Genomic DNA, 16,012 nt, shown 5'->3' with positions numbered 1-16,012 from the left:
CGGCTTCACCCCTGGGATGCGTCGTCGAGCAGATGGGCGTGCGGGCCCAGTTCGGTCGGGCGGAGCAGGCGGGCCTCGCGTTGGAACTGGCGTGCCACACCACGTACGACATGGCGCATGGCAATCGTATCGCCGCCCCCGTCCGCCGCCGCCAGTGCGGCCGTGCGGGCCGCCGCGGTGATGGCGGCGCCGGTCATGTCCAGGCGGGCCAGGGCGTCCAGGTCCACATCGGGCGCGAGCGGGGCCTCCTGGGGGAAGGCGAGGCGCCACAGCCGACGGCGTTCGGCGGTGGCCGGGCGGGGGAAGTGGACGACGAAGTGGAAGCGCCGGGTGAAGGCCGGGTCGATGTTGTCCTTGAGGTTGCTGGTCAGGATGACCAGACCGTCGCTGGCCTCCAGGCGCTGTAGGAGATAGCCGACTTCCAGGTTGGCGTAGCGGTCGGTGCCGTGCTTCACCTCGCCGCGCTTGCCGAACAACGCGTCGGCCTCATCGAAGAGCAGCACCGCGTGGCTCTCCTCGGCCTGCCGGAACGCGGTCTCCATGTTCTTCTCGGTCTCGCCCACCCATTTGGAGACGACCTGGGCGAGGTCCACCTTGAGCAACTCCAGGCCGAGCATGCCGGTGACGATCTCGGCGGACATGGTCTTGCCGGTTCCGGGCTCCCCGGTGAAGAGCGCCTTGACCCCGCCGTGGCCCGAGCGGTGGGCGAAGCCCCAGTTCTCGGCGATGCGGGGCCAGGCTCGGAAGGCCGAGGCGATCTCCAGGATCTGGCGGAACTGGACATCGGGCAGGACCAGGTCGTCCACGGTGCGGCGGGGCGTGATCGAGTGGACGGCGCTGCCGCTGCGGCCGCGGGTGACGGTGGCGATCGCGGGCTCGACGTGGGCAGCGACCGGCTCCGGGCGTCCGTTTCCGGCCAGGCGCGCCCCGGCGTTCGCGACCGAGGCGACGGCGCGCAGTTCACCGCCGCTCATCCGGTAGCGGACGGCGAGGTCTTCCAGGAGGGTGCCGTTCAGCTCCGGCAGGGCGGCCGACCACATCGCCCGGCGGTCGGTGAAGCCGGGGACGGGCACGGTGAGTTCGGCGTAGGCGCGCGCGGCGAGCAGGCCGGGCGGGCGCCATGGTTTCAGGCCGGTCAGGCACACCGGCACGTGTGAGCGCGGCAGCGCGGCGGACACCGCGTCGGCGAGGTGGCGCCGCGACTCGCCGTGCAGATCGTCGGTGGGGATCCACAACACCGCGCCCAGCGCGGCGGCCGTCCGCAGGTCGGCCTCGGGGTCGTCGGTCAGAGTACGCAGCGGTGCCCCCGCGGCCCGGGCCAGCGCCTGCGCGGCGTCGAGCTGGCCGTCGGGCGGGCAGCCCCACAGCCCGGCCAGGTCGATGTCGCCGCGGCCCAGCGCACGGCCGAGCCGCGCGAGCCGGTCCGAGGAGAGGTACGGGGACAGCACGCGCGGCTCCGGCGGCGCGACCTCGCCGGGGTCGTGGCCGAGCAGTCCGACGTCGCCGCCCCAGCCCAGCAGGAAGTCCAGCACCCCGGGGCCGGGGAGGAGTTCCTGGGCGAGTTCGACGGCGGCCTCACCGTGTGCGCGCAGAAGTCCATAGCGGCGCAGCGGCCCGGCGGGGCCGAGGGAGCGGCGCAGCGCCAGGCGTGCGGCCGCGCTGTCCGCGCCCACGCTCACCAGCAGCTCCACGCTCGGCAGCCGCCGGTTCAGGTTGTCCACGATGTAGGCGTAGATCCGTTCGTAGCCGCGGTCCAGCTCGGGCGCGGCGGCCAGCAGCAGGGCGTCCTGCTCCACGCGGGTCAGGCCGAAGCGGGTGGCGAGCGCGTCCAGCGGCAGGGTGATGCCCTCGGCGGAAGCGCGCCGCCTCAGGTCTCGTTCGGCTTCCGGCTCCGTCGGTCGGGGCAGGTACGGCTCGGCCATGGTGTCGGTGAAGGCCTGCACCTCGCCGAGCAGCACATCGACCTGTTCGTCGGTCACGCAGTACGGGGTGAGGTCCGGCCGGGTGAGCCGGGCGGCGAGCCGGGCCTGGCGCTCGACGGCGGCCCTGAGCGCCCCGTGCAGCCCGGCCAGCCGGATCCGCAGGTGTTCCACCGCGATGACGCCCATGGGTCTCACCCGGCCGAGAAGGTCAGGGTCCGGCCGCCCAGCCAGGCCACATCGGGCACGTCGGCGAGCAGGCCGCTGTTGTAGAGGTCCATGTGGCGCCGTCCCATCGGGACGCGCACCCGGACGGCCGTGGCCTCGAACCGCACGGTGGCCTCCAGGTCGGCGAAGCGACGCAGGGCCGGCACCGGATCCGGTGTCTCGCGGTCGCGCCAGAGCGTCCAGGCGATCGTGGACAGGCCGAGCGCTGCGGCCAGGGTGACGGTGCGCTCCAGGCCGCAGTGCCGGGCGAGCGGCACCGCCCGGCGCTCGGTGACCAGGGCGGTGACCAGGTTCGCGCACCGCTGGGCGTGGGCGGGCAGTTGGGCGGCGAGGCGCGGGTCCGGTGCCGCGCCCTCGGCGGCCCACAGCGGGGTGCGCCAGGGCAGCCGCGCCACCGGGTCGCCGCGCAGCGGCCGTACGGAGGTGAGGAACGGCACGCCCGCCGAGGCCAGGTTGCGCAGGGTGCCGGGCGGCAGGGGCCCGTCGCAGAGCAGCACGGGCGGCCGCCCGCAGGTCTCCCAGTGCGGCAGCAGTCCGGCGGCCTCCGCGGTCCAGGCGATCGGGAACATGCCGTGGGCGTCGACGAGGAGCAGTCCGTCGTCGGCCCCCGTGAGCAGCAGCGGGTCGGCGGGGTCGTGGCCCCGGCACACCGACAGCGCCAGGACGCCGTCGAGGACCGGGAGCGCGGGGCCCGCCTGGCGGGCGAAGTCGGTCAGCCGTTCCTCGGCGACGGGTGGCGGGAGGCCCGCGAAGGCGGCCGCGGCCTCGGTGTCGCGTTCGGTGCGGCGCCAGCCCCGTGCGGTCGCGCCCAGCACCTTGTACGCGAGGGCCGTCGCGAACAGCGGTGCGTCCTCGGCGAGTTCGATCCCGGCCAGGGCGGGTCCGACCGCGTCGAGGTAGCCGATGCGTGCGAGGGGCCCGGCGAGGAGGAAGGGCAGCGCGGACCACACCCGTACCTCGCCACTGGTCCGCGCTCCGGTGGTCGTGCTCGCCCCGGGGGTGGCACCCGCGGCGGTGGAGCCCGCCGTGCCGGGCGGCTCCTCGGCGCCCGGGTCGTACGGCCCGGCCAGGGACCGGACCAGCCGTACGGCCTCCGCGCGGTCGGCCGACGCCAGGAAGCCGGCGAGCAACTGGGGCAGTTCCGCCGTGTCGGCGCCCACGACGGCGGCGCGCAGACGCCCGGGCAGCGTCTCGGCGGGCCCAGGGCCGGCGGCCTCGCCGAGTGGCGGGTGAGCGGGCGTGTGGTCCGCCGCGAGGGCGCGCCCGACGAGTTCGGCGAGCAGCCGTACGGCCGCCGTGTCGTCGACGCCGAGCAGGGCGGGGAAGTACGCCCGCACCGACGCGTCCGGCAACAGCGCGAGCAGCGCGTCCAGTTCGTCGCGCTCGGCGAGTTCGGCGAAGAGCGCGGCGGCGCCCGGGGCGGTCCACGGGTCCGGGTCCGCCGCGAGGGACTCCTCGAAGGACCGCGCGGACGACTCGGCGTCGGTGCCGGGTTCGCCGGCGGGGTTTTCCACGACCGGCACCGGCGCGAAGTGGACCTCGACCGGCGGACCGCCGGCCGTGGAGCGCCCGGAGCGGCCCGGCCGGACGGTGACGGTCAGCGGCTCGGTGATCTCCACATCCGGCCCGTCGGCCGCCAGCCGCTCGGCGAAGTGGTCCGCCAGCAACTCGGGCAGGGCCTCCACCACACGGCGGATCAGCCCGCGTGGCTCGGGTCCCCAGCTCCAGCCACCGCGCCGGACCACCGTGACGGTGCACCGGCGCACCGCGATCTCGCCGGTCTCACCGCCATCGCCGGTCTCGCCGGTCTCGCCGGTGGGCGGCGCGGTGGGCACGTTCACGTCACCTCCAGCCGCTCCAGGCGGCCCGCCCAGCCGACCGCGAGGACCAGCACTCCGTGCGCACTGCCCGCCTCGAGGGTCACCGGCAGTTTCACCTGGGTCTGCTGGGCGGGGATCTCCCCGGTGAGCACATGGGTGTCCTGCTCGTCGGAGACCAGGGCGACCACGGGGGTGGCGCGGGCCGAGGCGACCTTCACGGTGACGGTGACCCCGTCGGTGGCCAGCGCGATGCCGTCGGCCCACGACGCGAGGCGCACCAGCCCCGGTTTGGGTTTGCCCTCGGGCGTCATCTCGACCCCGTGGGCCAACGGCTGGGCGAGGGCGCCCGGTTCGTCGTCGACGGCCGCCACGGCGAGGTCCCTGGCGTTCAGCGGAAGGGTCGCGACGCGGCCCTCGCCCAGGGAGACGCGCAGCGGCAACGCGCGTCCGACGAGCGAGGCCACATCGGCCGGGGCATCGGCGCCGGTCAGGGCGAGCGCGCCCACGACATGGCCGGTGTCGTGGGCGTACACCACGGAAAGAGCCATCGTCAGCCACCGCCGTTCGTTGCCGCGACCGTCGCCAGGACGAGGAAGTCGACCGCTCCGGGCTGTTCGACCGGCTGCTTCCAGTTCACCGAGGGGTTGTACACGCGCACCCGGCAGCGGACCCGGCGGTCGGCGTCCACCGTGGCCTCCACCGGACTGAACAGCGCCGAATCCGCCAGGGGCGGGATGCGCGGGGTCAGCTGGACATGGATCACGACCCGGCCGTCGGCGACCTGTTCCGGGGTGACGCCGGACGGCAGCGGCAGCAGCATCCCGTCGGTGGCGGTGCCGGAGGCCACCAGCGTGCTGCCGGCCGACATCCGGCCGCCGAAGCTGCCCTCGATGGTGAGGTTGCCGTTGGCCGCCACGGTCATCAGCGGGGCGACCGCGCCACCGCCCTGGTACAGGCCGAAGACCAGGTTCGGCGTCTCGCCGCCGGTCAGGACCAGCGCCGGCTCGCCCTCCTGGGTCTCCGTGCCCGTCCGCAGGGTCAGCGCGCCCGACCGGGCCGAGACGGTGTCCGCGCGCACTCCGGCGAACCGCGCCGCGACGCCGCGCGCCGCCGTCTCGACGCCGCTGAAGTGGCCGTCCGCCCAGTGGACATAGCCCAGCAGGACCAGCCAGCGGGTGGGCGGGGCGGCCGGTGGGTCGCCGATCGCGGGCGGCTGCTGCTCGGCGGCCAGCCGCTCGTCGCCGAGCCGCCCGAAGAGGATCTGGTACGACTCCTCCACCCGGGTCTTCGTGGCGCTCCCGGAGCAGGAGACGGGTCCGGCGGGCTGGGCCGGTTCGCGGTCGGCCGCGGTGAGGAAGACCGGGTAGGGCTCGTCCGTCGGCTGGTCCGCGCCGTTGACCTCCTCGAAGTCGCTCTCGCGCAGCACGACCGGCTCGGTGACGACCACCTCGCGGCCCGTGCCGTCGACCGCGATGCCCGCCGAGACGCTCACCTCGACATGGCGGACGCCCGTCAGCGGGTCGGTACGGGGCTGGGTGACGAGGCCGAGCCCTTCGACGATGCCCCATTCGTGCAGGTGCCGGGCGTGCCGGGCGGCCCCGCCGCGCGCGTACTCCACCGTGGCCGACAGGTCCGCGGCGGCCAGCACCTGGCCCTCGTGGAAGGTGGGGCGCAGCGGGCCCGTCATGGCGTCTCACCGGGCTTCCGGGTGCGGGAAGCCCGGGTGCGCTTGGCCGGGGGCTTGGCGGGCTCGGCCGCCTGCTCAGCCCCCTGCTCGGGCGGCTGGTCCGGGGTCTGGTCCGGCTCCGGCGCGGGCTCGCCGGATGGGTCCGGCGCCCGGCTCGGCATCCGCTCCTCCAGGTGGCTCACCTGCGTCTGCGCGCTGCCCAGTTGGGCGCGCAGCCCCTCCACGGCGGCGGTCAGATCGGCGACCTGTGTTCTGAGCCGGGCGAGTTCCTGCATGCTGTCGGTGACTTCGCTGGGGGTCGTATAGACCTGTTCGTGCAGCGCCTTGGGCGGTGTCTCGCCGGGTGCGGGGGTCAGCAGCAGGGACAGCATCTCCTCCAGGTCCCCGGTGCGCGGCCAGTCGCCGAGCAGTCCGTCCGCGTACGGGCGCGCCACCGGGCCCTCGGACGGCAGCGTGGGCTTCTGGTATCGCGGCACGGGCCGGCAGCACACCCGCTCGGCGAGTTCGCGCAGCCGGTAGAGCTTGGGCAGCCATTCGCCGTACGCCGACCCGCCCGGCAGCACCTGCTCCCGGGTGGCCGAGCAGACCCGTACGACATCGCAGCCATCCAGCTCCAGATGGGCGAGCAGGACGTCGGTGTCGGTGGAGTCGCCGCACGGCGGGTTGAGCGTGGCGCACGCCGCGTCGGTCAGGAACCGGCGCACCGCGGTGCCCAGTGCGGCGGCGGCCTCCGCGATCTGCTGCAACTCGGAGATGGTCGCCCTCTCGGTGCTGTCCGGCGGCGGGGACGGCAGCAGCGGCGGTACGTCCACGGCGGCGATGTCCTGGCGCAGGGCGCAGTCGGCGAGGTCGATGGTCTGGTCCAGTCGGCACAGCAGCCACTCCCGGATCAGGCCGAGGTCCGCGCGGAACTCCACCCGCAGCGCGTGACCGAGCGGCGTGCCCTGGGCGAGCATGCGCACTTCGCACGGCGCGTCCGGGTCGCCCCGTTCCGGTACGACGCGGGCCGCGGTCTCGGTGACGACGGCGCGGGCGATCCCGGCGCGCAGCGGGTCCGGCCACGCCGCTTCCAGGTCGGCGCCGCCGAGCCGCCGGCACGCCGTGCCCAGGGTGCTCCGGGCCTCCCTCAGGGTGGCGAGGTCCGGGTAGTCCCGTGCGAGTTGGGCCTGCCCGGCCGCGTCGTAGGTGTCGTACCGGGCGACGGCGGCGGCCAGCGCGCGGACGTGCTCGGTCATCTCGCGGGCCGTCGGTGGGGCGGGCGGGCCCTCCCCACCCGCGTTGTCGCGCAGCCACGCGAAGGCGGTGGCGTACCGCTGGGCGTCGGCGGCGTCGAAGCGGAAGGCCCGGCCGGTGCCGAGCGACGCGACGGTCAGGGCGTCGGTGTAGAACCCGAGCCGCCGGTCGCGGGTGCGGGTCTGGTCGGCGCGTGGGAGGTCGCCGAGGGTCATCAGCAGACGGGTACCGGGGTTGTGGCGGTGGTCCTCGAAGTCGTCGCACTTGACGACGAATTGGTACCCCTCCTGGATCCTGGAGGGCACGCACCCCGGCGAGGGGCAGGGCTCCTCGGTGGCGTACGGCGCCACCGGCTCGACGGGGAGCTCGCGGTAGCGCGCATAGAGCCCGTAGCGGCGCCCGCCGTCGTCGCCGTCGTTGTCGCAGTCCTCCCCGCAGTCCACGCCCAGCGCACTGATGCGGCGCTCCCGCACCAGCGCGGTGACGTCGACCCGCTCGGTGCAGGGCACCACGATGTCGTTCCCGGCGCAGTCCAGCGCGTGTCCGGGGTGGACCGCCACGGTTCCGCCGCCGCACGGGTCGCAGGTGACGCCGAGTCCGCAGATGACGCCCGGCCCGTACAGGGACCGGTTGTGCAGTCTGCGCTTCGCCGTCGTGTACTCGACCAGCAGGCTGAGGTCGTCCTCGGTCAGCAGTTGCCCTGCGAAGAAGCGAGGACGTACGAAGGCGGAGGTCCGGGTGGCGTCACCACCGCAGCCGCATCCGCAGTCTGTTCGCATGATCAGCGCTCCTTCACGAAGAACCAGCTCTCGAAGACGTCCCCGCCCGCGCCGGTGCCGGACGTCCAGGGCCCGATGCCCGAGGGCGGGAGGTCGCAGACGTCGCCGCCGTGCTCGGCCGACAGCGTCGAACCGGTGCGGATGAGCGGGACGCGCCCGCCGACATGGGTGCCGTCGACCGGGCGGCAGCAGCGGTCGAGGAGGAACGCGGCACGGACGGTGATCAGTACGCGGTCGCCGTCCTGCAGCGTCTCGCGCGTGGTCTGGCGGTAGCGGAACTCCCGCGTGAACTCGTCGCACTCGTCGGACTCGTCGGACTCGTCGGACTCCAGGTCCGGTTCGGCGAAGGTGCCGCCCATGTACCAGGTGGAGGCGTTGCGGCCGCTGCCGCCCTCGATCACCTGGAGCTCCACCACACCGGGCCGCAGCGTGTCGGACCGTACGTCGGCGGAGAACCGCACCACGAGCCCGCCGTCCTCGTCCAGGGTGCCGAGGAGGTCCTTGGCCTCGTCGATGGTGTAGGTGTGGCCGTGGATCCAGTTGATACCGGTGATCACCGTGGGCAGATGGCGGCCGAACGGGCGGCGTACGTTCATGTGGATCTGGTCGTGGCGCACCGGCTCGTACCAGTCCACGCAATCGATCCTGGCCAGCCACAGCACCGTGTGCTCGCACGGCTCGCAGCAGGTGTCACAGCGCTCGTCCACCGGCGGCTCGCAGCCGGTGACCCGCACCGTGCAGCACTCCTCGGTCCAGCCGAACTCGCAGTCGCCAGTGTCCGCGCAGGCGTCGTTGTAGACGGCGCGGGTGGGCTCGACGGGCCGCTCGGCGTACTCGACGCCGATCCAGACGGTGTCGGTGTCCCGTTCGTGCGGGGGCAGCGCCTTCCACAGGTCGATCTCGCAGCCGCCGCGCACCACGACCTCGTTGCCCTCGCAGTCCACGGCGAGACCGGGAGTGATCCTCACCTTGGCCCTGCGCCGGGTGTGCCGCGGTTCGGCATCGCTCCGTTCGGCCGGTGGCGGCTCTTCGCCGGTGTCCGACGGGCAGTCGTCCTCATCCCGTGGCACCGGTTCCACGTGGAGGCCGCACACCACGCCGTAGCCGAGCAGACAGCGCATGCGCAGTCTCAACTTCTCGCGGAAATACTCCTGTTCGCGCTGGAAGTCCCGCGCGCCCAGCATCTGGCCGTGGAAGTACCGCAGCCGGCGCAGTGGTGGCGCGTGGAACTCCTCGGTCCTCGATGGTCCTGTCTCGGTCATCGCCCCGTCCTCTCACGACACCTGTGTGTGCACACCGACGGCGGAGACGACTCCCACGCCCACCCCTCGGCGCAACCCTCTCGGTCCCGGCCTCAGCACCCCGTCGCGGCCCAACCGCACAGGGTCGGCTCCGCCCAGTACGGGCGCCGGCAGCGGAACGAACGCGGTGTCCACGCCGACCGTGGACCGCGAACCGACCACGAAGCCCGCACCGCCGGTGCGGACCGACCCCACCGTGTGCGCGGGCGCCTGCCGCTCCACCAGCCGCCGCAGCGCCGTCGCGTCCGCCGATCCGGCGGGCAGCAGCAGCCGAAACCGGTGCGCGTGCGCGGTGAACGGGTCGCTGTCCGGTGCGCCGAAGGCGCGCAGCGGCGCCGCGCCGAGCGCCGTGCCGCCGACGCGGAAGCGGCTCGCCGAGCGGCCGAACAGCCGTATGGCGCCGAGCCCTTGGGTCCTCCCCCTGCCCTGGTCCGGTGCCGCGCGCAGGTGGGCCCAGCGGCGGTCCGCCGCCAGCTCGTCCACGACCGGGGTCACCCCGAACACGATGCGCACCGCCTCGCGCAGCGCCCACGGCGTGCCCCGGCGCCGGTAGAGCTCCGGGGCGGCGGCCAGCAGCGCGCGCCGGGTGCGGGCGTCCCAGCCCGCCTCGAACGACAGGCCCAGCAGCCCGGCCAGCCACGGCAGCGCCCGGTCCGGGACGCCTGCCGGGTCGAGGAGCGACGGATACCGCTCGATCACCCGGTCGAGCTGGGCGAGCGTGGCGTCGAACAGCGACAGGAAGCGCTCGGTGAAATCGTCGGCCGCGGGGTCCGCGCGGAAGGCCGGCGGCAGCAGGTCGGCGCTGGTGACCCGGGGGAAGTCCAGCCGGATCCGGCGCAGCACCGGAGTCGAGCCGCCGTCGCCCGACAGCCGCAGCCGCAGCCGCAGGAAGCGGCCGGGCGGCTGGTCGACGAGGAAGTCCGTGACGCCCGGGGCCGACGCCTGCCAGTCGCTCTCGTCGTACCGGCCGTCCTCGCTCACCACGATCTCGACGGCGGCCGCTGTCCCGGCGGGCACATCGGCGTCCAGGCGCACGCGGTGCCAGCGGCACCGCGAAATGCCGCTGTCGATGAGGGTGGTGAGGTACGACCCGCTGGTGACGTACGCGTCGGTGGCGGGCGGCGCGGGGTCCCGGGGCTCTCCCTGCCAGGTGAAGCAGAGGGTCTCGGGGCCCTCCTGGCCCTTCTCGGTCAGACAGAACCCGTCCTCGTCGGCCGAGGTGAGCGTGGACGGCGGCAGGGCCGCGGCCAGTTCGTCGACGGTGACGGGGCGGAAGGGGCGGCGGTGGCCGCCACGGTGGATGCCGAGCCGTCCGCCGTCGTCGGTGAGCAGCCACACGGTCCGCTCCGGCCCGGTGCGCAAGGCCATGATCTCCCCGCGCACACCGGTGCGCAGCAGCCCGCGGAAGCCGCCGGTCGAGTCGAACCGGCGCAGGTCGGTGCTGCCCTGACACGCCACCAGGACGTCGTCGCCCGGGCCCAGGGCGGCGCACCGGGGCCGCTTGGCCCGGATCACACCGGCGAGTTGCCCGCCCTCACGGCGCCACACCAGGACCCGGCCGGACTCCACCACGGCCAGCCGGTGTCCGCGCGCGGCGACCGAGATCGGTTCGCGCAGCGAGTCGGGGTCGCAGCCGGTCGGCCAGACGGAGGCGAAGGCGCCGCCGCACCCGTCGCGGCGCAGCAGCCGCCGATCGCCGGGGACGAGCAGGTACCAGCCGCACGGCCCGCATCCGGGCGCGAGGCGGGGGTCGGGGAACCACGGCAGCAGCCGGTCCCTGGTGGGTCCTTCCGGCGCGGCGCCGCGGTGGGCGAGCCGGAGTCCGGCCGGGTCCTCGAAGCCGACGATGCCGTCGGCCTGCTGGAGGTCCCACTGGTCCCAGCCGACGTAGGCGTCGAGGAGGCGGAAGGTCGCGGGGTGCGGGGTGCACGTCATGGCTGGTCTCCAACCGGGATCAGCAGCGGGCGCTCCGGCCAGACGAGGGTGTGGGGCGGGAGGGCGTGGTCGGTGCAGGGCGGGCGGCGCACTCCGTCGACGGTGAGCGAGAGCCGGGTGACGGCCAGCACGCCCTCGACCGCCAGGAGCCGCCGGACCAGCGCCGTATGGCGCAGCGCGCCGCCGAAGGGCCAGCCCGCGCCGTCCTCCCCGCCGCGCAGCGGATCGAGGTAGGTGCGCACCGCGTCCCCGGCCCGGGCCAGGACGGCGGACCGGTCGAGGTCCGGGTCGAGGGCCACCCAGGACTCCACCGCGACGCGGCGGTACGGCGCGGGGGCGGCGACCACCGTGACCCCGGCGGGGGCGGCTTCGCGGATGAGGAAGTCGGCGACGGCCTTCAGGGTCGCGGCGGTGGCGACCGGCGGTTCGTCCGGGTCGCCGCCCGGAGTTGCGGGCGGTACGACGAGGACGCCCACCACGCCCGGGATCGGCACCCCGGCGAAGTCGGGGTGCAGACCGGGCACGCCCCGGGCGCGGGCCACCGAGGCGCCGGGCGCGCGGGGGGCGAGCTGCCCGTAGTCGGCCGGGGCCACGGCCCGGCCGCGGGCGCGCAGTTCACCGGCGCCGCGGCGCATGGCCTCGGCGTCGGGCTCGGCGTCCGTTCCGCCGGAGGCCGGGAAGGGGTTGCTCACGCCGGTGACGAATGGCAGCGCGGTCACCACCCCGTTGACCGCGCCCGCCGCCACGGCCCCGGCGCTGCCGCCGCCCACGCGGTAGCGCACGGCGCGGACGTTGCGGAAGCCGGGCGGGACGGCCGCGCCGCTCACGCCGTCCCCGAAGGTCACCTCGCCGCTCTCGTGGTCCACGGTGAACACCCGGTCGTCGGCGCCGTACCCGGCCAGGCTCTCCACCTCACGCCACCGGGACGAGGTTCCGGCCGAGGTGCCCGCCGTGGTGCCGAACACATCGCCGCCCGTGTCGTCGTCCACCTCGATGACCACCGATCCGGCGAGGATGGGCACCTGACTGAGCTTCATGCGCCGCAGCCCGGTCGTCGCCGGGTCCTGGACGGGCTGAAGCGGCTCGTCGCGGATGGTGCGGGCGGCGGTGGCGGCGACCACGTTCAGCCGCAGCCCGGACAGCACGGGCGCGGGTCCGGCGAAGGCGCCGTGCGCGATCCGCAGGCGCAGCCAGCGCAGCCGGGGCCGGGTGCCGGACGGGCTGCCCGGCTCCCATGACCGCGGGACCCGCAGCTCGACGGTCCCACTGGCGCCGAACCCGGCCGTGGAGTCCCCCATCAGCTCGGCGGGGACGAGCCGGTTGCCGTCCAGCACGTCCCAGCGCAGCAGCGGCGCGGGCGGCAGCGGCAGCGGCGCGGTGCCGCCGGAGGCCGCGGGGGCGGGCGGAGCGGCGACGACCACGAAGCCGAGCGACAGCCGCGGGTAGGGGGCGGCCGGTCCGGCGAGTCCGATCCACAGCGCGTTGCCGGGCCGCGGATCGCGGCCGAAGGGCTCGAAGGGACGGCTGGGCCCGGCCGGTCCCAGCGGCAGGGCCTGGATCGTTCCGGCCTCCTGGACGGCGAGATCGGCGAGGGTGGCCGGGGTGGCGTACAGGTCCTGGTCCGTCTCGTAGACGACCTGGCCCGCCGGGGTCTGGGCGGCGCTCTGGAACCCGGTGGGGACGAGCACCGAGGCGCCGTCCGGCGGGTTCACGGTGAACTCCAGCAGCGTTGCCGCCGCGCCGGCCGGCCGGCGCCGCACGCCCGCCGTCGCCAGGTGTTCGGCCAGCACCTTCTCCGGCAGCCGGTTGACGCGGCCGAGTACGGGTTCGGTCTGGGTGCCGAAGAGGCGGACGAGGGCGACACCGGCGTCCTGCCGGTCGGGGTCGGTCCAGTCCGGGGTGTAGCCCGCGATCCGGGCGCGGACGTCGGCGCGTACGGCCTCGCGGGTGGCGTCGACCAGTTCGGGCTGGACTCCGGTCGGGCCGGGGCCGGGCACGATCCGCCCGTCCTCGCGCTCCCGTTCCCGCGCGTCCCTCTCCCACCACACCTCGCCGGTCATACCAGCCCCTCCCCCGGTTCGACGGCGGGCACGATCCGGGTGTGGACCGTCCGCAGGACGGGAAGCTCCCCGGCGCCGAGCGGCACCTCGTCGCACTCCTCCACCGCGTCGGCCCCGTCGAGGCCGATCGCCACGGCGGCGATGTCCGCGAGGTCGCCCAGCGCCCGCTGTGCGGCCCGCAGCAGGGCCGAGGGCCGCAGCGGCTGTCCGAAAGGCCAGCCGTCCTGGTCCTCACCGCCCACGAGCGGGTCGAGGAAGCGGCGCAGCGCGGCGGTGAGCGCGGTGGACACACGGGTGACGTCCGCCGGGTCGCCCGACAGGGTCACGCGCAGCGTCACCTCCCGGTAGCGGGGCGCGCGGACGAAGACCTCGGAGGTGAGCAGCCGCGCCTGTTCGAGGTGGGCGGCGGCCGCGCGCAGCATCCCGGGGTCGGGGAGCGGCGCGGCCACGAAGTCCTCGCGGGTGAGGTCGTCGCGGGGCGCGGCCGGGACGATATGGACGGTCACCGCGCCGGGCACCGTGGCGCACGGGAAGCCGGGGTGCGCGCCGACGGCCGGATAGGCGCGGGCGATGGCGACGCCGGGTGTCGCACGCGCCAGGGTGACGTAGTCCTCGGCGGTGACCGCGCGGGTCACCTCCCCCAAGGAGGCGGCGGCGCGGCGGCGCGCCTCGGTGACGGTCTCGGGTTCGGTGCCGCCCTCGGCCCGTACGAGATTGGCGGCCGAGACCGTTCCCGGAAGGTCCTGGGCTGGCAGCCAGTTGCCGGTCATGCCGCCGTTGCCGATCCGGCCGCCGCCGGTCGCGTAAGTGATGTGCGCGTCCGGGTCCGGGTGGGGGATACGCCCGGTGAGTCCGTCGCCGAACACCAGCGCGCCCTCGGCCCGGTCGAGCACGAAGATCCGGTCGGCCGGGGAGCCGAAGGTGAAGTCCGGTGCCGGACGCCACTCCTGGCCCGCCAGGCGCAGCGTCGCCTCCAGGAGGCGGTCGGCGGCGTCCGGCAGGACGAGATGCTGGCCGGGCAGCCGGAGCCAGGCGCGGATCTGGTCCTGGAGATCGGCGCCGCTCACGGCGCGGTGCCGGCGGTGGTGTGCGGCGGAGGCGTTGACGGCGAGTTGGAGCAGACGGGGTGGGGCCGCGTAGGTGGCGGCCGGGGTGGACACCAGGAGCCCGGTGTCGCGTGTGGACCAGTCGGCCGGGGGGTGGAGCCGGACCACACCGGACCGTCTGAGCCCGCCCGTGCCGTCCTCCACCTTCTGATACGCACCGCAGATGTCCGTGCCCGGCCGGAACCAGGACCAGGTCAGCTCGGCCGGCGGCGGTACGTCGGCGACCGCGCCCGGCAGCCACGACGGCGCGGACGCGGTGGGCGCGTCCAGCTCCACGAGCAGCCCGATCGGGCCGGGCGCGGGGTGGTCCCCGGTGAGCGGCAGGGTGAACCGGACCTGTGCCGGGGCGCCGTCGCTCGCCAGCAGGGCGATACCGCGCCGGGCCCGCAGATCCGCCGTGCGGTCGCGGTCGGTCCACACGGTGACCTCACCGTCCTCGGCGAGCGGCAGCACGGCCACGTCGTCGTCGAGGGTGAAGACGACCTGCCCGGTGGGATCCCGGGTCAGCGCCGTCCCGGCCGGGACGACCGGGACCGCGGTGCCCTCCTGCCGGGCAGTGAGGCGCAGCACGGTGGCGGCGGGGCGGGCGGGGCGCGGCGGTTCGAGGCCGAGCAGCCGCAGTATGGCGACCACGAGCGCGTCCGGCACCTGGTCGAGCCAGTACAGCCGCTGTTCGAGGAGGTAGGCGAAGAGTTCGAGGAGGGTGATACCGGGGTCGACGGGCGCGTGCAGCGTCCAGGTGCCGTCGGACTCGGCGGGGATCCGGCGGCGGATGGCCGCCATCATGTCGGCCCAGGTGAGGTCGTCCAGCTTCGGCGGGGGCAGGGTCATGGGGTGCCCCCGGTGGATCCCGTGGGTCCGGTCAGCCCGGTGTAGAACGGGAACACCAGGTTGGCCTTGGTGTTGCTGCGCCGGATGCGGTAGACGACCGAGACGGTGATCCGCGACTCGTCGGCCGGGTCGGCCTCCGCGCGGACCTCCTCCAGTTCCACCCGCGGCTCATGGTCGCGGACCGCGACGGCGATCGACTGCTCCAGGTCGCGCAGGTTCTGCACACTGCCGGGCGCGAACACCAACTCCTGGGAGCGGGTGCCCAGTTCGGGCCGCATCACCCGCTCGCCGGTGCCGGTGAGCAGCAGCGCCCGCAGACAGTGCTCGATGCTCTCCTCGCCGACGGCGTATCCGAGCCGCCCGGACGCGTCGGGCAGGATCGGGAACCGCCAGCCGGTTCCGAGGAACTCCTCGCTCATACCGTCCTCGCCTTCTTGGCCAGCACGGCGGGGGTGAGCGGCGGGGCGGGTGGGCCGGTGGGCCCGGCGGCGGAGGGGTGGGTGTGGGTGTTGAACGCCTGGAGCAGCGCGTTGCCGAGCACAAGCGGCTCGGTGGCACCGCCGCCGAGGTCGATGGACGGGGAATCGACCGTCAGCTTGGGTGCCTTGAGGGTGATCTCGCCCTGCGCGGTCACGGTGACGCTGCCGCCCTCGGCCGCGGTGATGCGGACGGCCTTGCCCTGGTCGTCCAGTTCCACGACGTGTCCGGCGGCGGAGGTGATCCGCACGGCGGCCTTGGACCGGGTGTCGTCCAGGAGCACCTCATGGCCGTGCCGGGTCCGGATGACCTTCTGGTCGCGGCCCTCGGTGCGGGCGGTCGGCGGCTTGTCCTCGCCGTTGTAGAGGCCGCCGAGCACGATCGGGTACCGCATGTCCCCGTGCACGAAGGCCACGAGCACCTCATCGCCCTTCTCGGGGACGAACACCGAGCCGTAGCCGCCTCCCGCGTACAGCTGGCTGACCCGGACCCAGTCGGTGACCGTGGTGTCGTCGAACCACGGGAACTTCAGCTTGACCTGGCCCTCGTCGTCGCCCTCGTTCTCCACGACGAGCGCCTCGACCACGCCGTAGTAGCGCTTGTCGGTGGAGCGGGCGCGTGGCGTGCCCCTCATGG

At 74.9% G+C, this 16,012-nt stretch carries 11 protein-coding genes; all 11 read right to left on the bottom strand.

Annotation, left to right across the window (positions count from 1 at the left end):
- Positions 1-5: 5 nt before the first annotated feature.
- Genes IEJ02_RS07330 through IEJ02_RS07280 form a run of 11 tightly spaced genes read right to left on the bottom strand, consistent with a single transcriptional unit; the run spans position 6 to position 16,010 of the window.
- Positions 6-2,108, bottom strand: a complete 2,103-nt coding sequence (locus IEJ02_RS07330; RefSeq protein WP_191063964.1) for an ATP-binding protein — start codon at positions 2,106-2,108, stop codon at positions 6-8.
- A gap of 5 nt (positions 2,109-2,113) precedes the next feature.
- Positions 2,114-3,988 carry a hypothetical protein gene (locus IEJ02_RS07325; RefSeq protein ID WP_223863503.1) on the bottom strand — a complete coding sequence of 625 codons (1,875 nt, stop codon included), beginning with the start codon at positions 3,986-3,988 and terminating at the stop codon, positions 2,114-2,116.
- A complete protein-coding gene (locus tag IEJ02_RS07320; RefSeq protein ID WP_191063963.1) occupies positions 3,985-4,515 on the bottom strand; it encodes a hypothetical protein in 531 nt (176 codons plus the stop codon). The genes IEJ02_RS07325 and IEJ02_RS07320 overlap by 4 nt, the downstream gene beginning before the upstream one ends.
- Before the next feature lie 2 nt (positions 4,516-4,517).
- Complete coding sequence (locus IEJ02_RS07315; protein ID WP_191063962.1) at positions 4,518-5,654, bottom strand: hypothetical protein; 1,137 nt, start codon at positions 5,652-5,654, stop codon at positions 4,518-4,520.
- Positions 5,651-7,666 carry a hypothetical protein gene (locus IEJ02_RS07310; protein WP_191063961.1) on the bottom strand — a complete coding sequence of 672 codons (2,016 nt, stop codon included), beginning with the start codon at positions 7,664-7,666 and terminating at the stop codon, positions 5,651-5,653. Before IEJ02_RS07310 ends, IEJ02_RS07315 begins: the two co-directional genes overlap by 4 nt.
- 2 nt (positions 7,667-7,668) lie before the next feature.
- On the bottom strand, positions 7,669-8,928 hold the full coding sequence (locus IEJ02_RS07305; protein ID WP_191063960.1) for a hypothetical protein: 1,260 nt from the start codon (positions 8,926-8,928) through the stop codon (positions 7,669-7,671).
- A 12-nt stretch (positions 8,929-8,940) separates the two neighbouring features.
- A complete protein-coding gene (locus IEJ02_RS07300) occupies positions 8,941-10,902 on the bottom strand; it encodes a phage tail protein I (RefSeq protein ID WP_191063959.1) in 1,962 nt (653 codons plus the stop codon).
- Complete coding sequence (locus IEJ02_RS07295) at positions 10,899-12,962, bottom strand: putative baseplate assembly protein (RefSeq protein ID WP_191063958.1); 2,064 nt, start codon at positions 12,960-12,962, stop codon at positions 10,899-10,901. Before IEJ02_RS07295 ends, IEJ02_RS07300 begins: the two co-directional genes overlap by 4 nt.
- Complete coding sequence (locus tag IEJ02_RS07290) at positions 12,959-14,899, bottom strand: putative baseplate assembly protein (protein WP_191063957.1); 1,941 nt, start codon at positions 14,897-14,899, stop codon at positions 12,959-12,961. Before IEJ02_RS07290 ends, IEJ02_RS07295 begins: the two co-directional genes overlap by 4 nt.
- Positions 14,896-15,318 (bottom strand): GPW/gp25 family protein, encoded by a 423-nt coding sequence (locus IEJ02_RS07285; RefSeq protein ID WP_191063956.1) that lies wholly within the window; start codon positions 15,316-15,318, stop codon positions 14,896-14,898. Before IEJ02_RS07285 ends, IEJ02_RS07290 begins: the two co-directional genes overlap by 4 nt.
- Complete coding sequence (locus tag IEJ02_RS07280; RefSeq protein ID WP_223863502.1) at positions 15,315-16,010, bottom strand: phage baseplate assembly protein V; 696 nt, start codon at positions 16,008-16,010, stop codon at positions 15,315-15,317. The genes IEJ02_RS07285 and IEJ02_RS07280 overlap by 4 nt, the downstream gene beginning before the upstream one ends.
- Positions 16,011-16,012 lie beyond the last annotated feature (2 nt).

Source organism: Streptomyces sp. 5-10 (genome assembly GCF_014712245.1).
Classification (GTDB): Bacteria; Actinomycetota; Actinomycetes; order Streptomycetales; family Streptomycetaceae; genus Streptomyces; species Streptomyces violaceusniger.
This window is presented reverse-complemented; position numbering and strand designations above follow the sequence as displayed.

Bases quoted from the DNA above. Each gene is read 5' to 3' on its own strand.
- IEJ02_RS07285 (WP_191063956.1), bottom strand. From the start codon at position 15,318: ATGAGCGAGGAGTTCCTCGGAACCGGCTGGCGGTTCCCGATCCTGCCC.
- IEJ02_RS07330 (WP_191063964.1), bottom strand. From the start codon at position 2,108: ATGGGCGTCATCGCGGTGGAACACCTGCGGATCCGGCTGGCCGGGCTG.
- IEJ02_RS07310 (WP_191063961.1), bottom strand. From the start codon at position 7,666: ATGCGAACAGACTGCGGATGCGGCTGCGGTGGTGACGCCACCCGGACC.
- IEJ02_RS07315 (WP_191063962.1), bottom strand. From the start codon at position 5,654: ATGACGGGCCCGCTGCGCCCCACCTTCCACGAGGGCCAGGTGCTGGCC.
- IEJ02_RS07280 (WP_223863502.1), bottom strand. From the start codon at position 16,010: ATGAGGGGCACGCCACGCGCCCGCTCCACCGACAAGCGCTACTACGGC.
- IEJ02_RS07295 (WP_191063958.1), bottom strand. From the start codon at position 12,962: ATGACCGGCGAGGTGTGGTGGGAGAGGGACGCGCGGGAACGGGAGCGC.
- IEJ02_RS07300 (WP_191063959.1), bottom strand. From the start codon at position 10,902: ATGACGTGCACCCCGCACCCCGCGACCTTCCGCCTCCTCGACGCCTAC.
- IEJ02_RS07290 (WP_191063957.1), bottom strand. From the start codon at position 14,899: ATGACCCTGCCCCCGCCGAAGCTGGACGACCTCACCTGGGCCGACATG.
- IEJ02_RS07305 (WP_191063960.1), bottom strand. From the start codon at position 8,928: ATGACCGAGACAGGACCATCGAGGACCGAGGAGTTCCACGCGCCACCA.
- IEJ02_RS07320 (WP_191063963.1), bottom strand. From the start codon at position 4,515: ATGGCTCTTTCCGTGGTGTACGCCCACGACACCGGCCATGTCGTGGGC.